The following is a 13,793-nucleotide window of genomic DNA, read 5'->3' on the forward strand; positions in this document are numbered from 1 at the left end:
GACGGTCAGGCCCCGGTGGGCGCGGCCTCGGCAGGAGCGGCCTCCGCGGGGGGCTCGGTGTCGGAGCGGATGTCGATGCGCCAGCCCGTCAGCCGGGCGGCGAGCCGGGCGTTCTGGCCCTCGCGGCCGATGGCCAGCGAGAGCTGGTAGTCCGGGACGACCACCCGGGCCGCCCGCGCGGCGGCGTCCACCACGGTGACCGAGCTCACCTTGGCCGGGGAGAGCGCGTGGCCCACGAAGCGGGCCGGGTCCTCGTGGTAGTCGATGATGTCGATCTTCTCCTCGTTCAGCTCGTGCATCACCGCCCGGACCCGGGAGCCCATGGGACCGATGCAGGCGCCCTTCGCGCTGACGTCGCGGTGGTGGCTGACCACCGCGATCTTGCTGCGGTGACCGGCCTCGCGCGCGACGGCCTTGATCTCCACGGTGCCGTCGGCGATCTCGGGGACCTCGAGGGCGAACAGCTTCTCGACCAGGCCGGGATGGGTGCGCGAGACCACGACCTGTGGGCCCCGGAGCTCCTTGCGGACGGCGACGACGTAGACCCGGACCCGGGTGCCGTGGGCGTAGCGCTCCCCCGGCACCTGCTCGGCCAGCGGCATGATCGCCTCGATCTTGCCGAGGTCGACCAGCACGGTCCGGGAGTCCCGGCCCTGCTGCACGATGCCGGAGACGATGTCGCCCTCGACGCCGGCGAAGTGGCCGTACTTCTGCTCGTCCTCGGCGTCACGCAGCCGCTGGAAGATGACCGAGCGGGCCGTCGCGGCCGCCACCCGGCCGAAGCCCTCGGGGGTGGCGTCGTACTCGCCGACCCGGGTGCCGTCCTCGTCGGTCTCGGGCACCATCACGGCCACGTGGCCGCTCTTGCGGTTCAGCTCGACCCGCGCGCCCGACACCGCGCCGTCGGTCTTGTCGTAGGCGCTGAGCAGCGCCTCCTCGATCGCGGAGGCCAGGACCTCGAAAGGCAGCTCCTTCTCGCGCTCCAGCACCCTCAGCACGGAGATGTCGATGTCCATCAGTCGTCGTCCTCGGTCTCGTCGTCGTCCTCGGTCTCGTCGTCGTCCAGCTCGTCGGTGTCGTCGTCGGTGTCGTCGTCGGTGTCGTCGTCCTCAGCCTCGGTGTGTGCAGGCTCCGGGCGGCGCCGGTTGAGCTCGACCTGCACCAGGGCCTTGCGCACCTCGGTCAGCCTCAGCTCGCGCGGCGCGCCGTCCACCTCCAGCACGACCGTCTCGTCGTCGGCGGAGGTGATTCGACCGGTGACCGGCTCGCCCGCCGCCAGGGTGACGGCCACGAGCCGGCCGACGTTGCGCCGCCAGTGCCGCGGCAGCTCCAGCGGACGGCTGACGCCGCGCGAGGAGACCTCGAGGGTGTACGCGGCACTGCCGACCACGGGCGACTCGTCCAGTCCGGCCGAGACCGCGCGCGTGGCCTCGGCGATGTCGTCGAGCAGCGGGCCGGTGCCGTCCGGGCCGTCGCCGTCGACGACGATCCGGAGCAGTCGGCGCTTGCCCGCCGGGACCACCTCCACCGCGTCGAGATCGAGCCCGTAGTGGGCCAGGATCGGCGTCACGAACTCCGCGATCTGGCTTTCCTTCATGGCTCTCGCCCCTCGATCCGGTTGTGTCCAGCGGTTGTGGTGCACCAGGCGCGACGGCCCGGCGCAAACAGCAACCATACCGGCACCGACCTGTGGGATACGGTCGGCAGGTGCCCCGCCCGCGTCTGGACGACGGTCCGGCCGGACCCCCCTGGTCGCGACGCTCCCTGCTCGTCCTGGGGCTCTCCCTGAGCGCCACGGCGTGCACGGTGAGCGACCCGACCATCCGCGGTACGGCGGCGACCGCCCCCGCGTCGGCGGGTCGCAGCGCTACGCCGAGTGCCCCTCCCCGGCTGACCCCGATCGCCGCCACCGCGGTCGCCGAGCGGCAGCTGGCCGACCTCGCCGGACGCGTCCGGACGGGCACGCCGAAGCCTTCGAAGGCTCGGCGGGCGTTGCTGCGCAGCGTCCAGGCGACCCACCTCGAGCGGGCCTCGGCGCTGGCGTCCGCCGATCCTGGCCGCCGCCCGGTCGGGGCGCCGCCCGCAGACCCGCAGCCCGGCACCGGTCGCTCCGTGAAGCGGCTGGCCGAGGCCGAACGGGCGGCGGCGACCCGCTACCGCCGGGAGGCGGCCGCGACGAGCGGGTTGACCGCCCTGCTGTGGGGGTCCATGTCCGTGGCCAGCGACCGGTACGCGAAGGCCCTCGCCGACGACGACACGCCGTCCGCCTCGGCTCCGCGCCAGCACCGGCCGATGGCCCTGGTCCCCGACACGACCGCCGTGGCCGACCTGGTGGGAGCGCTGCACGCGACGGTCTACGGCTACCAGCTGGCGCTGGGCCGGCTGGAGACCGACAGCGCCGCGCACGACCGGGCCACCACCGGGCTCCGGGACCGGCGCGTCCTGCTGGAACGCCTGTCGGAGCGGCTCACCGCCGCCGGGGCCGACGTGCCGGCCGCCAAACCCGCGTACGTGCCCTCGCTCCGCGTCGACGACAGCGCGACCGCCGGCCGGCTGATCGGCCACCTCGAGTCGGCCCTGATGCCGTTCTGCGGCCTCTGGCTCGCCGCCGCCAGCAAGCCCGCCGACCGTCGCTCGGCCCTCGACGCGCTCGCCGACACCGCCGCCCGGGCCGAACGCTGGGGCGGCGACGTTCAGGCCTGGCCCGGCTGGCGGGACTGAGCAGGGTCTACCAGGACCTCGCGCCGTACCGGCTGAGGATGTCGTTCCAGCCGCTGAACAGGGTCGTGACCCCCCGGACCGTCCGCCAGGACGCCCCGGCGGGCACCTGGACGGGGCTTTGGTGAGCGACCGCCAGGCCGCCCCCGTCCCGGGTGACGAGCACGAAACCGGTGTCTCGACGGCCGTCGAGGTCGGTGACGTCGGCGGCCGAGCACGACCAGCGCTCGCCGCCCGGGCTGATCACCCGCAGCCGTCGACCCGCCAGCACCAACAGGCTCAGCTCTGGCGCCTGGCCCGCGATCTCGGGCAGGACGGCCAAGCTGCGGCCGAAGGGTCCGTGGCCCGGCGGACCACCGATGAAGGTGACCGCGTCGGCGAGCACCAGCAGCGGACCGACGGTGACGTACTCGGCGTCGGTCGGCACCAGGGCCGCCACCCGGTCGACCCTCGCCAGCTCCGACACCCCGCCCACTTGCCCGATGAGCTGGCGCAGACTTTCACGCAATCCCATCCGGGCCTCCCCGCAGCCCACCGTGCCGCTGTGGGGAACCTGGCCGCCGGTTCACTTGGCCGGGTAGTGGGTCGTGACCTTGGGCTGCCGGCCGACCCGGACCCCGGCGCCGGTCCCGACCCCGAAGGTGTAGCCGGGGGACTCCCCGCTGCCCGTCTGGTCCACGATGACCACGCCGTTGCGGCGGACGGTCAAGTGCCAGTCCAGCGGACCGCCACACACTGCCCACACATGCACCCAGGTCGTGTAGCTGCCCGCGGGTGCCTGGTGGGGCGGCCAGAAGACGTTCTCGACGGCGTTGTCGTCGTCTGCGAGCCCGTTGCAACCGGCGTTGGCGTCATGGTCGAGCGTGCCACCGCTCGCGGAATACCGGTGGGAGTAGTAGATCTCCTCCCCCGCCGGATCGACGACGTGCAGGTCGAGGTCGGCAGGGCCGGTCCAACGCAGCGTCACCTGGATGTCCCCACCCCCGATCCCCCGGCTCGGCTGGATCCGGATCCGGATCGTCGTCGTCGCGACCTGGTGGTCGGTATCGGTGAAGTCCACGAGCACCGGGTAGTCCCCGACCGGGCCGACGGGGGTACCCGAGATGGAGCCGCTGGCTCGGTCGAGGGTCAGGCCGGCAGGCAGAGCCTGCGAGACGAGCGACCAGGTTCCGTTCCGGTGGTCCGCGGTGGTGAGAGTGGCCTGGTACCCAGCACCGATCTGGGCGTCCGGCAACCGTGCCGAAGTGATCCCCGGCTCGCCTGGCGGAGCGGACCCCTCGGGCAGCGCGCACCGGTGGACCCTTGCCAGCTCAAGGGTCCCCGTGAAGACCTGGCGCTCCCAGCGGGCCACGATGGCGTCGAGAAAGACCCCCACGGTGAGCCGCAGGAAGAGTGAGCCGTCGACGCAGGCGTTGTCCCTGGTGTCGGTGACCGTGACCGAGGCACCGAGCAGCACCTTCGCCTCCAGCCCGGCGGTGTCGAGGAGCCCGAACTGGACGGACACGCCGGCCGTCACCTCGAGCGAGAAGCTGAGGGCGCCACCCTGCTTCGACTCCACGCTGCGGGAGGTCTTGCTGAACTCAGGCGTGCTGCCGAGCTTCGCGCTCACGGCGAACGTCGTACGGGTGCGGTCGACGACGCTCCAGGTGCCCTTGCTGGTGACCTTGAAGGCCATCGACGGCCCGAACGAGACCGTGGCCCCGGACGCGCCCAAGGGAATGATGCGGCGCTGGGCCTTCTGCCACTCGGGCCTCAACTTGCACGTGGCGGCCGCGGCGACGGAGATCTTTCCGGTGGTCTTGACCTCGGCGGTGAAGGAGCCGTCGTAGGTCGGCCGGTGCCAGAGGTGCCCGGAGTCGAAGTGCTGGGAGACGTCGACGTCGCTGATGCTCATCGAGAGATCGGCTCCGACCGAGACCGAGGCGCCGGTCGGACTCGTGCAGAACAGCGACGTGGGGCCCTTGATGGAGAAGGTGGTCGAGTTGCCGACCTCCGAGGCGTTGCGTCCCTGTCGGGCGTTCGTTGTCCTCAGGGGGCCGGAGTAGTTGACCTGGAGTCCCTCGAGTGAGGTCTCCAGAGCCTTGGGCGCCACGGTGACGCGGACGGTCTCATCCGCCTGAACGGCTACGTCGGTGACGGTCCCCACCAGCCCGCTCGGGAACACACGGGTGCCGGGCTTGACCAGGAAGGGTTTGCCCACTGCCGGGACCGTGGCTCGTTGCGGCAGGCCGACCACCCATGGCTCTGCCTTGCCCGTATCGGGGTTGTAGCCACCGGTCACCCACTCCACCGCGCTGGGCTTGGCCGTCCCCGGCAAGGTCGTGACCTTGGTGACGCTCTTGGCGGCCGGCTTCGTGTAGGTGTAGCTCTTGCTGCGGCTGCTGCCGCCGGGCGTGGTGACGGTGACCCTGGCGCTCCCCAGCACGCCGATCGGCGCCTTCACGACGACGCGGTCCTTCTTTCGGCTCACGATGGTCGCCTTGGCGCTCCCGAACCGCACCCGCACGGTCCTGGTCAGGTTGCTGCCCCTGAGTGTGACGCGCTGGCCCCCGTGGTAGCTGCCGCTCGTGGGCGAGAGCTTGCTGAGCTTGGGAGCCGCGACGAAGCTGTATCGCGCCCGTGAGGACTTCTTCGACCAGCTGCCGTGCGCGCGGACCTGAACCGACACCGTGCCCGCCCGGGCCCCCCTGGGCGTCCGAACCTCGATCGCCGTCGATCCGACGACCCGGATGATCGTGCCCTTCCTGCTGCCGAACCTCACGGCGGTGGCTCCGTCGAGGTGGCTGCCCCTGATCGTCACCACCGTCGGCTTGAGGGGTCCGGCTCCGGTGCCGGTGGCCCTGACCACCGGTCGCGCCGCCGCCTCGGCGACGGGCAGGGAACCAGGTCCTGGTGCCAGCAGGCCTAGGAGGACGGCCAGAACGACAGCGAGCAAGCGAAGAGGTCGCGCCACAACAAGACTCCTGAGAGGTACACGGGCCCCCCTGGCTCCGTCGCGCCGACCGTAGTGGGCGCCCTCACCGCGACGGGGAAGGTGCACAGAAATGGCACAGGTTGGTCCACCGAAGGTTAATTCAATCCAAGAACGGCCTGAGAGCCCTCAGTCCCTCTGGGCCGGCTGCACTCCCAGCCGATACGCCTCAGAGGAACTGGCGGGCGGTGTCGTAGGCGAGCTTGAGGATCAGGCCGGCCAGGACGACCAGGAAGACCCGGCGGACGAAGCCGTTGCCGTGGCGGATGGCCATCCGGGAGCCGAGCAGGCCGCCGAGCAGGTTGGCGGCCCCCATCGTCAGCCCGAGCTTCCACAGCACGGAGCCGTGCAGGGCGAAGACGGTGATCGCCGAGATGTTCGTGGTGAGGTTGGCGAGCTTGGCCTTGGCGCTGGCCTCGAGGAAGCCGTAGCCGAGCACGCTGACCAGGAGGATGACGAAGAACGAGCCGGTTCCGGGGCCGAGGAAGCCGTCGTAGGCCCCGACCCCCAGCCCGATCAGCGCCGTCCGGCCGTAGTGGGCCGACCCCTGGTGCTTGCGGGTCGAGGTCAGGCCGAGCTCGGGTCGCCGCCAGGTGTAGACCCCGACCCCGACCAGGGCCACCAGCACCACCGGGGTGAACCAGGTCTTGGGCAGGTACTTCGCGAGCTCGGCTCCCCCGGCCGCCCCGGCCCCCGCCGCGATGACCAGCGGCAGCACCGTGCGCCAGTCGGGGCGGATCTTCACCGCGTAGGTGAGCGAGCTGGTCGCGGTGCCGAACACCGAAGACAGCTTGTTCGTGCCCAGCACTGCCGCCGGCGGCGTCGAGGCCGGCAGCCCGATCAGCAGGGCGGGCAGCTGGATCAGGCCGCCGCCCCCCACGACCGCGTCGACCCAACCGGCCACGAACGCCGTCGCGACCAGCAGGACCAGGGTGAGCAGGGGCAGGTCGAGCGAGGACACCGGTCAGGCGAGGTCGGGCCGGGTGGCGTCCGCGCGCCCGTGCACCTCGGTGAGCACCTCACCGAACGCGTCGTCGATCGGGACGTCGCGGCGGTCTCCGGTGCGCCGGTCACGCAGCTCGATCACGCCGTCGGCCAGGCCCCGGCCGACCACCACGATGGTCGGCATGCCCATGATCTCGGCGTCGGCGAACTTCACCCCGGGGCTGGCCTTGCGGTCGTCCAGCAGCACCTTCACGCCGGCCTCGTCGAGCCGCTGGGCCAGCTCGGTCGCGGTCTCGAGCACGGCCACGTCCTTGCCGGTGGCCAGCAGCTGGACGTCGAACGGCGCGAGGGCGCGCGGCCAGCACAGGCCCTTCTCGTCGCAGGTGTTCTCCGCGACCGCGGCGACGGCGCGGGAGACGCCAACCCCGTAGGAGCCCATCGTCACCGTGACCAGCTTGCCGTGCTCGTTGAGCACCTTGAGGCCGAGCGCCTCGGCGTACTTGCGGCCGAGCTGGAAGACGTGGCCCATCTCGATGCCGCGGGCGAGCTCGAGGGGTCCCGAGCCGTCCGGGGCCGGGTCGCCGGCGCGGACCTCGGCGGCCTCGATCGTCCCGTCCGGGGTGAAGTCGCGCCCGGCCACGAGGTCGAAGACGTGCCGGCCCGGCTGGTCGGCCCCGGTGATCCAGGCCGTCCCGGTGCTGACCCGCGGGTCGACGAGGTAACGGATGCCGCTGACCGACTCCGTGCCCAGCGCGCCCGGCCCGATGTAGCCCTTGACCAGGGCCGGGTGGTCGGCGAAGTCCTCCTCGGTGAAGGGCTCGACCTCGGCCGGCTCGACCTGCGCGGCCAGTCGTTTGACGTCGACCTCGCGGTCCCCGGACAGCCCGATCACCAGCGGCTCGCGGGCGCCGTCGGTCTGCCGGAGCATCACCACCACGGTCTTCAGGGTGTCGGCGGCGGTCCAGGGGCGGCCCACGCGGGGCACCCGCTCGTTGGCCACCGCGATGAGGGTGTCGATGGTCGGGGTGTCCGGGGTGTCCTCGACGTGCGCCGCCGGCAGGTCGTCGAACGGCACCGGCGCGGGGGCAGGCGTGCGCACCGCCTCGACGTTGGCCGCGTAGCCGCCCGGTGAGCGGACGAAGGTGTCCTCACCGGTCTCGGAGACGGCCAGGAACTCCTCGCTCGCCGAGCCGCCCATCGCCCCGGACATGGCGTGCACGATGACGTACTCGAAGCCGAGCCGGTTGAAGATCTTGATGTAGGCGTCGCGGTGCTGGTCGTAGGACTTGGCGAGCCCGGCGTCGTCGATGTCGAAGGAGTAGGAGTCCTTCATCACGAACTCGCGGCCGCGCAGGATCCCGGCCCGGGGGCGCGCCTCGTCGCGGTACTTGGTCTGGATCTGGTAGAGCGAGAGCGGCAGGTCCTTGTAGGAGGAGTAGAGGTCCTTGACCAGCAGCGCGAAGATCTCCTCGTGGGTGGGGCCCAGCAGGTAGTCCCCGCCGCGCCGGTCCTGCAGCCGGAAGAGGTTGGCGCCGTACTCGGTCCAGCGGCCTGAGGCCTCGTACGGCTCCCGCGGCAGCAGCGCGGGCAGGTGCACCTCCTGGGCGCCGATGGCGTCCATCTCCTCGCGGACGATGGTCTCCACGTTCCGCAGCACCCGCCAGCCCAGCGGCAGCCAGCTGTAGATGCCCGGAGCCACCCGGCGGACGTACCCGGACCGGACGAGCCACCGGTGGCTGGGCACCTCGGCGTCGGCCGGATCCTCCCGCAGGGTGCGGACGAACAGCTCCGACATACGCGTGATCACGCCAGGCACCCTACTGGGCCGGGTCGGAGCTCAGGAGCGCTCGGTCCGCCAGGCCACCTGCTCCGACGCCCAACCGGCCCACTCGTGGGTTGCCTGGTAGCTCAGGGCACCGAACTTCGCGGCGAGATTCGGACCGGCGCTCCTCGCGAGGCCGGCCGCGGCCATCTCCTGCTGGGCGGACTCGAGAACGGCGATCTGCTGCGCGGCGAACTCCTGGACGCCCCGCAGCACCACCTGGGCGTCCGCGTCCTCCAGGGCCGACAGCAGGAACAGCCGCAGCACGAACTCGTTCCTGACGGTCCCCCCGTCGGTGTGCGGGCCGAGGAGCCAGTCGCGGAGCGCATCGCGTCCGGCCGGGGTGACGTCGTACACCCGCCGACCGCGCGCTCCCTCCGACACCACCTCGACGAGCTGCGCGGCCGCCAGCTTGGCCAGCTCGGGGTAGATCTGGCTGTGGCCCGCGCTCCAGGCGAAGGTGCCGATCCCCTCCTCGAAGCGTCGGGTCAGGTCGTACCCGCTCGACGGCTCCTCGGCCAGCAGCCCCAGCAGGGCAAAGCGCAACGACATCGTGGCTCCTTCTCGTGTCGAACGACTCTACCATCCGACGTTGACGCGTTGATATTGACACGTTGATATTGACATGTAACATTTGACCTATGAAGATAACCGAGCCTGACCCGGCCCACCTGCTCGGTGCGCTGGCTCCCGTGCCCGACGAGATCGAGTCCGCCGAGCTGTCGGTGAGCGGCTCTCTGCCGCCCGAGCTCTGCGGGACCTACCTGCGCAACGGCCCCAACCCGATGCCGGGCCAGCCCGCCGCGCACTGGTTCACCGGGGCGGGCATGGTGCACGGGATCGGCCTCGAAGCCGGCCGCGCCACGTGCTACCGCAACCGCTGGGTGCACACCTCCCTGCTGGACGGGGCCCCGGCGGGCGGGGAGCGGGGTCCGGCTCTGGACGCGAACCCGGCCAACACCTCGGTCATCGAGCACGGTGGCGTCCTGCTGGCCCTGTGCGAGGGCGGCCTGCCCTACCAGCTCACCCGTGACCTGGACACCGTCGGCGGCTACGACTTCGGCGGCCGGCTGCAGACGGCGATGACGGCCCACCCCAAGGTCGACCCGGTGACCGGCGAGCTCTTCTTCTTCGGCTACTCGGCCCTGGCGCCGCACCTGACCTACCACGTGGCCAACGCGACCGGCCGGCTCGTGCACACCGAGACGGTCGACGTGGCCGGACCCACGATGATGCACGACTTCGCGCTCACCGAGCACTCCGTCGTCTGGCTGGACCTGCCCGTCACCTTCTCCCTCGAGCGCTGGCTCAGCAGCGGTGGCGCGGGGATGCCGTACGGCTGGGACGACGACTACGGCGCACGTCTCGGGGTGATGAGCCGCGACGGCGGGCCCGTGCGCTGGTTCGACGTCGAACCCTGCTACGTCTTCCACATCGGCAACGCCACCGAGGACGCCGCCGGCCGGATCGTCCTGGACGCGGTCCGCTACGACCCGGCGTCCTTCGTCGAGACGTGGACCGGCGCCCGCCCGAGTGCCGAGGCGGTCACCGCCACCCAGCGGACCGCGCGCAGCGTCCTCTACCGCTGGACGCTCGACCCGGCCACCGGCTCGGTCGCCGAGACCGCCCTGGACGACCGCTCGGTGGAGTTCCCGAGCATGGCTGACCACCGGACGGGCCGTTCCAGCCGCTACCGCTACGCCGTGTCCGACGAGCGCGGCGGCTCGCTGGTCAAGTACGACCTGTTGCAGCGCTCCTCGACCACCTGGTCGCCGGCTCTACCCGGGGTGATCGGGGAGGCGAGCTTCGTGCCCGCCGTGGACGGCCGCGCCGAAGACGACGGGTGGCTGCTCTCGCTGCTCACCCCCGAGGACGGCAGCGCCTCCACCCTGGTGGTGCTCGACGCCACCGACCCCGCCGCCGGCCCGACCGCCGCCGTCACCCTGCCCCGCAGGGTGCCCGCCGGCTTCCACGGCTCGTGGATCGCCGCCTCGTGACCGCCCGCCACCCCGTCCAGACCATCGACCCGATCGACCCGAAGGAGACCACGATGACCGCGCCCACGCAAGCCCCGTCGCCCGAGCCCGGCGAGGGGCGCACCCCGCCACGGGAGGACCCCGGCAAGGGCCAGATGATCGGCGCCCTGATGGTGAACCTGTTCCTCGACGCCGGACTGGCGATCCTCGCCTACGGCGTCGCCCGGCTGCTGGGCTACAGCCCGTTCGTCGGCCTCATCGCCGGGACGGTGGTCGCGGGCCTCCGCGTCGTCTGGGTGGTCGTCCGGGAGCGCAAGATCGACCCGTTCGCCGCGTTCATGATGGGCATCTTCGCGATCGGCCTGCTGCTGTCGCTGGTCACCGGGAGTCCCCGGTTCCTGCTGGTCAAGGAGTCCTTCGGCACGGGCGCCGCCGGCCTGGCCTTCGTGCTGACCTGCCTGCGGGGCAAGCCGCTGGCCTACCACGCGTCGCAGCGGGTGGCCGCGCCGACCGCCGAGGAACGGGACGAGTGGGCGCAGCTCTGGGAGACCGAGCCGGTCTTCAGGTCTCGCTTCCGCACCATGTCCCTGGTCATCGGTGGTGCCCTGCTGGTCGAGGCGGTGGTCCGGATCCCGCTGATCTACGTGCTGCCGATCGACGTGATGGCCGTCCTCTCCCCCGTCCTCACCCCGGTGGTGATCACCTTGACCTCGATCTGGGCGGTGCACTACGGCTCCGCCACGGAGTCGGTCCTCGCGAAGGCGGAGCAGGCATGACGAGGCCGGTCGTGGCCACCGCGCGCGGTTGGTCGGGGTGCTGGCCGAGGCCTTCGTCCCCGACCAGGTGGCCGGCGGAGTTCTCCGCCAGCAGGGTGACCGTCCCGGCGTCGCCGTCCACGGTGACCCGTTGGCCGGTGCGGATCCGCCGGGTGGCGATGCCGGTGCCGAGGACGGCGGGGATGCCGTACTCCCGGGCCACGATCGAGCTGTGGCTGAGCGGCCCGCCGACGTCGGTCACCACCGCGGCGGCGCGGACGAAGAGCGAGGTCCAGGCCGGGGTGGTGATCGGCGCCACCAGCACCTCACCGGGCCGGAAGGAGCCGAAGTCCTCCGGCCGCTCCAGCACCCGGGCCACCGCGGTCACCCGGCCGGCGCTGCCCGCCAGCCCGCTCAGCACATCTCCCTCCTGGGCGGTGGACGCCGCCGGCAGCCACCGCTCCATCAGCCGGAGCCAGCCCGCCTCGGGGAGCACCTGGGGCGGCGTGACGCGGCGCTGACCCCGCCAGCGTCGCTGTCGGTGGGCCACCTCGGCCTCCAGGGAGGCGGGTCGGTCCTGGTCCAGCGCAGCCGTGAGCTCCCCGGACGTGAGCCAGTACACGTCCTCGACCCGCGTCACGGCTCCGGCCGCGACCAGCCGTCCGCCCAGCTCGGTGAGCAGCCGCCGCAGCTGCGGCCAGGCCAGACCGACGTCGGCCAGCGCGTCCTCGCGCATCGGCGCGGACGCCTGGGCCCAGCGCAGCAGAGGCAGCACGACCATTCGCCGCGCGGCACCCAGCCGCGAGAGCAGCGTCGTGGTCGCCGCCTCCCGGAGCACCGAGCTGCGCAGCTGGCGCCGGTAGGGGTCAGCCGGCCGGTCGCCCAGGTAGAAGCGCAGCGTGTCCAGCAGCGGACCCGGGTCGTCCGCCGGCACCGGGTTGACGAAGTCGAGGTTGTAGACCAGGTGGCCGTAGGCGTCCAGGTGGCCCCGCAGCCGGGACCACAGGCCGGGCCACCGGGGGGCGGCGGAGGTCCGGTCGGCGAGCAGCTCGGCGTTGGTGGCGCCCAGCACCGCCGCCGCGAGGTCGGGTTCCTCGCGGATCCAGCCGGCGAGGTCGTACAGCGACTTCTCGGCCCGGATGGGCAGGCTGTCGAAGCCGAGCAGGAACGTCGCGGCCGCGGGGTCGCCCGACCGGCGCACCAGGGCGTCGTAGGCGCGGGTGAAGAGGACCTCGCTCGACGCCGCGACGGGGATCAGGGTCTGGACCGACGTGTAGTACTCGGCACCGGCGTACAGCAGCGCGACCACGCCGGCCATCAGCTCAGTGGCGGTCAGGTCGGCGAGCGGGCGCCCCGACCATGCCGCCACCGCCTGCCGGTAGCGGGGGTGGGAGTAGGACTGCCACCGCTCGCGGCCGCTACGTCGACCGCCGCCCAGGACCGGCAGGGCCTTGTAGGTACGCAGGGTGATCCGCAGCATCCCCGTGCGGGAGTAGCGGTAGTACGCGTACCCGTTCACGGTCGGGAACGAGACGTCGCCCGCGCGGACGGCGTCCTCGCCCACCAGCTCGGACATCATGGCGGTCAGCGAGTCGGTGACGGCGTCGGCGGCCAGGTCGGCGAACAGCGGCGACAGCGGGTCGGGCAGCTGCTCGACGATGCTCGCCCGGACGTAGAGCGAGGTCGGGTCCGGCACCGACCAGTCCTCGGGCGGCGGGTCCTCGGGCGGCGCCAGCGCGGTGACGGGTCGGGCCTGCAGCACCCGCACCCGCGTCCCGACCAGCGCCCACTCGACGTCCTGCGGGCCGCCGAAGTGGGCCTCGATGCGGTGGCCCAGCTCAGCCAGGCCGTACGCCGTCTCGTCGCTCAGGACCGGTTCCGCCGCCGTCTCGGAGCGGACCAGGCGGTGGGCGGCCAGGTCGACGACGACCTCCTCGGTCGGGACCGCGCCGCTGACCACCGCCTCGCCCAGCCCCCGGGCAGCGCTGAGCACGGTCTCCTCGGTCCGCCCGTTCAGCGGGTTGGCGGTGAACATCACCCCCGCGACCTCGGCCGGCACCATCTGCTGCACCACGACGGCGAGGCCCAGACCGGCGCTGGCCACCTCGTGCTCGGCCCGGTAGGTCATCGCCCGGTCGGTCCAGAGCGAGGCCCAGCACGAGCGGACGGCGGCGAGGACGGCATCGACCGCCTCGACGTCGAGGTAGGTGTCCTGCTGGCCGGCGAAGCTCGCCTCGGCCAGGTCCTCCGCGGTGGCCGAGGAGCGGACGGCGACGGCCGGCGAATCGAGAGCCGCGTAGGCGTCGCTGACCTGCGTCCGCAGCGCTGCCGGCAGCTCGCCGGTCTCGAACAGGCCCCGGATCTCGCCGGACCGTTCCGGACCGCCGGCGGCGAGCTCCTCGAGACGGGTGCCGAGGTCGTGGGTGGCCAGGAAGTCGCGGTAGGCGCCGGTCGTCACCACGAACCCGGGTGGGACGTCGAAACCGGCACGGACCAGCTCCCCGAGGTTGGCCGCCTTGCCGCCGACGAGCGCCACGTCGTCGCGACCGAACTCCGCCAGCCCACGAACCTCCACCATGTCCGCCTCCGGCCTCATGTTAGGCCTG

The 13,793-nt window shown here is 72.4% G+C and carries 11 protein-coding genes; 3 read left to right on the top strand and 8 right to left on the bottom strand.

Translation table 11 applies throughout. The annotated features are described in order from the left end of the window. Positions 1-5: 5 nt before the first annotated feature. A complete protein-coding gene (gene nusA / locus ACFE7W_RS00730) occupies positions 6-1,016 on the bottom strand; it encodes a transcription termination factor NusA (RefSeq protein WP_375422855.1) in 1,011 nt (336 codons plus the stop codon). Next, a complete protein-coding gene (rimP, locus tag ACFE7W_RS00735; protein WP_375422856.1) occupies positions 1,016-1,597 on the bottom strand; it encodes a ribosome maturation factor RimP in 582 nt (193 codons plus the stop codon). Before rimP ends, nusA begins: the two co-directional genes overlap by 1 nt. Before the next feature lie 110 nt (positions 1,598-1,707). Here rimP and ACFE7W_RS00740 point away from each other — a divergent pair, with 110 nt between their 5' ends. Beyond that, on the top strand, positions 1,708-2,721 hold the full coding sequence (locus ACFE7W_RS00740; protein WP_375422857.1) for a DUF4439 domain-containing protein: 1,014 nt from the start codon (positions 1,708-1,710) through the stop codon (positions 2,719-2,721). 7 nt (positions 2,722-2,728) lie between these two features. On the opposite strand, the gene ACFE7W_RS00745 is transcribed toward ACFE7W_RS00740, so the two are convergent. The 5 genes from ACFE7W_RS00745 to ACFE7W_RS00765 all read right to left on the bottom strand — a co-directional run bounded on the left by ACFE7W_RS00745 (position 2,729) and on the right by ACFE7W_RS00765 (position 9,008). Then, complete coding sequence (locus ACFE7W_RS00745; protein ID WP_375422858.1) at positions 2,729-3,232, bottom strand: hypothetical protein; 504 nt, start codon at positions 3,230-3,232, stop codon at positions 2,729-2,731. 51 nt (positions 3,233-3,283) lie between these two features. Beyond that, the gene (locus ACFE7W_RS00750; RefSeq protein WP_375422859.1) at positions 3,284-5,566 is read right to left on the bottom strand and encodes an IPT/TIG domain-containing protein; all 2,283 of its coding nucleotides are present in this window, start codon (positions 5,564-5,566) and stop codon (positions 3,284-3,286) included. Positions 5,567-5,858: 292 nt separating this feature from the next. Further along, positions 5,859-6,650, bottom strand: coding sequence for a sulfite exporter TauE/SafE family protein (locus tag ACFE7W_RS00755; protein ID WP_375422860.1), 792 nt, complete (start codon positions 6,648-6,650; stop codon positions 5,859-5,861). Positions 6,651-6,653: 3 nt separating this feature from the next. Next, on the bottom strand, positions 6,654-8,429 hold the full coding sequence (locus tag ACFE7W_RS00760; RefSeq protein WP_375423511.1) for a proline--tRNA ligase: 1,776 nt from the start codon (positions 8,427-8,429) through the stop codon (positions 6,654-6,656). Between the two features lie 42 nt (positions 8,430-8,471). Continuing rightward, positions 8,472-9,008, bottom strand: a complete 537-nt coding sequence (locus ACFE7W_RS00765) for a PadR family transcriptional regulator (RefSeq protein ID WP_375422861.1) — start codon at positions 9,006-9,008, stop codon at positions 8,472-8,474. A gap of 89 nt (positions 9,009-9,097) precedes the next feature. On the opposite strand from ACFE7W_RS00765, the gene ACFE7W_RS00770 reads away from it, so the two are divergent. Continuing rightward, complete coding sequence (locus ACFE7W_RS00770) at positions 9,098-10,453, top strand: carotenoid oxygenase family protein (RefSeq protein ID WP_375422862.1); 1,356 nt, start codon at positions 9,098-9,100, stop codon at positions 10,451-10,453. Continuing rightward, positions 10,450-11,208 carry a VC0807 family protein gene (locus ACFE7W_RS00775; protein WP_375422863.1) on the top strand — a complete coding sequence of 253 codons (759 nt, stop codon included), beginning with the start codon at positions 10,450-10,452 and terminating at the stop codon, positions 11,206-11,208. The genes ACFE7W_RS00770 and ACFE7W_RS00775 overlap by 4 nt, the downstream gene beginning before the upstream one ends. On the opposite strand, the gene ACFE7W_RS00780 is transcribed toward ACFE7W_RS00775, so the two are convergent. Next, complete coding sequence (locus tag ACFE7W_RS00780; protein WP_375422864.1) at positions 11,132-13,765, bottom strand: PEP/pyruvate-binding domain-containing protein; 2,634 nt, start codon at positions 13,763-13,765, stop codon at positions 11,132-11,134. The genes ACFE7W_RS00775 and ACFE7W_RS00780 overlap by 77 nt on opposite strands. Positions 13,766-13,793: the final 28 nt, after the last annotated feature.

The organism is uncultured Friedmanniella sp. (genome assembly GCF_964244285.1).
Classification (GTDB): Bacteria; Actinomycetota; Actinomycetes; order Propionibacteriales; family Propionibacteriaceae; genus Microlunatus.